The organism is Nonomuraea rhizosphaerae, from assembly GCF_019396405.1.
GTDB classification, from domain to species: domain Bacteria; phylum Actinomycetota; class Actinomycetes; order Streptosporangiales; family Streptosporangiaceae; genus Nonomuraea; species Nonomuraea rhizosphaerae.
On the sequence record NZ_JAHKRL010000366.1, the window covers coordinates 1 to 2,495 of the forward strand.

A 2,495-nucleotide genomic window follows, 5' to 3' on the forward strand; every position below is an offset into this window, starting at 1 on the left:
GGCGGCATCAGCCGCCGGGCCGGTCTCGCGGAAGGGCGCGGTGAGGTGCTGCACGCCGCAGCGCTGCAGGAGGCGCCCACTTACGGTTTGGGGATCTGCAAAGTGACGGGACCGTCTACCCAATACTGGCGCAGCTCGACGGCAACGGCGGCGCCGAAGGCGCGAACACCAAGATCAAGCTCCTCAAACGGCAGATGTACGGCCGCGCTGGGTTTGCTCGCCTTCGTCACCGCATCCTGCTCGGCTAACCATGTTCCGTCACCACCGAAAGTGGCCGGAGCCGTTCTTTGATCGGCGGCCCGCGGTGGCCATGGTGGTGGCCTGCCGCTCAGTCTCGCGGTTGATGCCGCCCAAGTCCGGGAGCGGGGCCATTGTCTGGTCGTAAGTTCCGTCAGGCGTGAGCTGGGATCCGCCTCCATTGATGGGCGCGCCCGAGAGAAGACGACGAGGCGCTCATCGAACCGTGATCACGGTCCTCGGCTGGAGTACGAGCGGGCGAGCTCGTCCTCGACGAACGCGGGCTTGGCCAGCGTGAACACCGGGATGGCCGCCACGAGGGCGACGGCGAGCAGAAACAGCAGCGGCAGGGTCCACCCGCCGCTCACGTCGTGCAGCAGCCCGACGAGCAGCGGACCGAGCGCGCCGAGCGCGTACGCGACCCCCTGGGCGAAGCCGCTCAGCGCGACGGTGCCGCCCTGGGTTCGGGTGCGTACGTTGATGAGCACGAGGCAGACCGGGAACAGGATCGAACCCGAGCCGATGAGCAGCACCCAGAGCAGTGTGAGGGGCGCGGGCGCGAGCAGCAGGCCGAGGTAGCCGAGCACGAAGCTGGCGATACCGGCGGCGATCAGCCGGCTGACATCCTGCAGCCGCGCGACGAGCAGGGGCGCGATGAGCGCGATGGGCGCACTGATGATGCCGGTGACGGCGAGCAGCACACCGGCTTCGGTCGGCGTCGAGCCGGCGATGTCGCCGAGGATCTCGGGCAGCCACGCGAAACACGCGTAGGTAAGGATCGTGCTGGTCGAGAACACGACAGTGATCGACAGGGCCACGCGTGACCGCCACAGTCGCGTGACGAGAGTGGTGGGCGGGGGCTCGGCGGCGTCGGCATCCGAGAGTCGTCGGCGGCGCTCCCGCGCGATGATGACGAGCCACGGAACGAGCGCGACCACCGAGGTCACCGCCCACATGCCGAGCGAGAACCGCCATCCGACCTGCTCGGCGACCGGAGCGGCGACCGCGGCGGGCAGGGCCGTGCTCACGCCCAGGATGCAGACGTAGACGGCGGTCAGCATCGCTATCCGGTCGGGGAAGTAGCGCCGCACGATCGGCGGCAGCAGCACATTGCCGATGCCCGTGCCGGCGAGCGCGACGACACTGCCGACGAGCAGCACCGCGTAGCCCGGGGCGGCCGCGCGCACGAGATGGCCGAGGACCATGAGCAGCAGCGCCAGCACGATGCCGCCGTCGAGGCCGATGCCGCGGGCGACGCGCGGCGCGACGAACCCCGATACCGCCAGCAGGATCGGTGGCAACGTGCCGAGCAGCCCAACGCCGACGTTCGATATCGGGATGTCCCCTCGGATGTCGTCGAGGATCGGCGACATCACCACAACCGTCTGGCGCAGGGTGAGCGCGACGAGCACGACGCCCAGCAGCGCCGCCACGCGTCCCGCCCACAAGGTAAGGGGTCTATCCGCAGACATCCCCTTACAGTAGTGCTCCAGCCGGGATCGTGATTTATCACGGTTCGATGAGCGCCTGGCAGGCGGAACGGCTGGTCAGTATCGAATACCTGCACTGGGCCACCGCCACCGCCAGCCTCTGCCCCACCAACCGGCGCGGCCGCCTGTCCTGCCCCGCGCCGAGTACCTGTGCAGGAAGTCGCCCCCCACAGCCAGGGCCGGAACCTGCACCAGCTGCGTCACAGCGCCCTGCAGCACCTGGCCGAAGCCGGCCGCACCGCACCGGAGCTGCAGGCCACATCCCGCCACCAGAACCTGGGCAGTCTCGGCCGCTACGTCCGCCTGGGCGAGGAGACCTCTGCCCGCATCACCGCCGAGCACGACCCCGCCGCCCGACGACGCAGGCGCTGACCAGCAGCGACGCAATCGCGTGTACCTGGCGGGTCCGGCCTTACCGACACCCCGTGAAGTCCCTTACTGCCGCCAGCGCCAACTCCGGCCACCTCGCCTTCACTTTCACAGCAAGACGAACGACCAGGACGATGAACCTTGAGAATCCCTGAAATCTCATCAACGCCTTAAGAAGCCGGAGCGTCAGCAGATATGCCCAGGCCCAGGGGCTAAGGAGGCTCACAGAGCCTCATGCAACTCAAGGATTATCAGTCAGTCATAGCGGGCGGCGCAGTCCGTCCAGCACGAGGGTGATGACGTCGTCGGCTTCGGTTCGCCAGTTGGGGCGGTCGTGGGCTGCGCCGATGCCGTGCAGTGCCATCATGATGGCGCCGGCGTTCACGTCGTCGCGGACGG

General features: G+C 68.5%; 3 protein-coding genes and 1 pseudogene. 2 read left to right on the forward strand and 2 right to left on the reverse strand.

The window, feature by feature from the left end; all coding sequences use genetic code 11:
• Positions 1 to 143: 143 nt before the first annotated feature.
• Positions 144 to 248: pseudogene (locus KME77_RS30610) on the forward strand (transposase); the annotation flags it as partial.
• A 219-nt stretch (positions 249 to 467) separates the two neighbouring features.
• Here the strand turns inward: KME77_RS30610 and KME77_RS18490 are convergent.
• Positions 468 to 1,670, reverse strand: coding sequence for an MFS transporter (locus KME77_RS18490; protein WP_219469155.1), 1,203 nt, complete (start codon positions 1,668 to 1,670; stop codon positions 468 to 470).
• A 207-nt stretch (positions 1,671 to 1,877) separates the two neighbouring features.
• On the opposite strand from KME77_RS18490, the gene KME77_RS18495 reads away from it, so the two are divergent.
• Positions 1,878 to 2,099, forward strand: a complete 222-nt coding sequence (locus KME77_RS18495; RefSeq protein ID WP_219469159.1) for a site-specific integrase — start codon at positions 1,878 to 1,880, stop codon at positions 2,097 to 2,099.
• A 256-nt stretch (positions 2,100 to 2,355) separates the two neighbouring features.
• Here KME77_RS18495 and KME77_RS30520 read toward each other — a convergent pair whose 3' ends face one another.
• Complete coding sequence (locus KME77_RS30520) at positions 2,356 to 2,481, reverse strand: hypothetical protein (protein ID WP_372451192.1); 126 nt, start codon at positions 2,479 to 2,481, stop codon at positions 2,356 to 2,358.
• Positions 2,482 to 2,495: the final 14 nt, after the last annotated feature.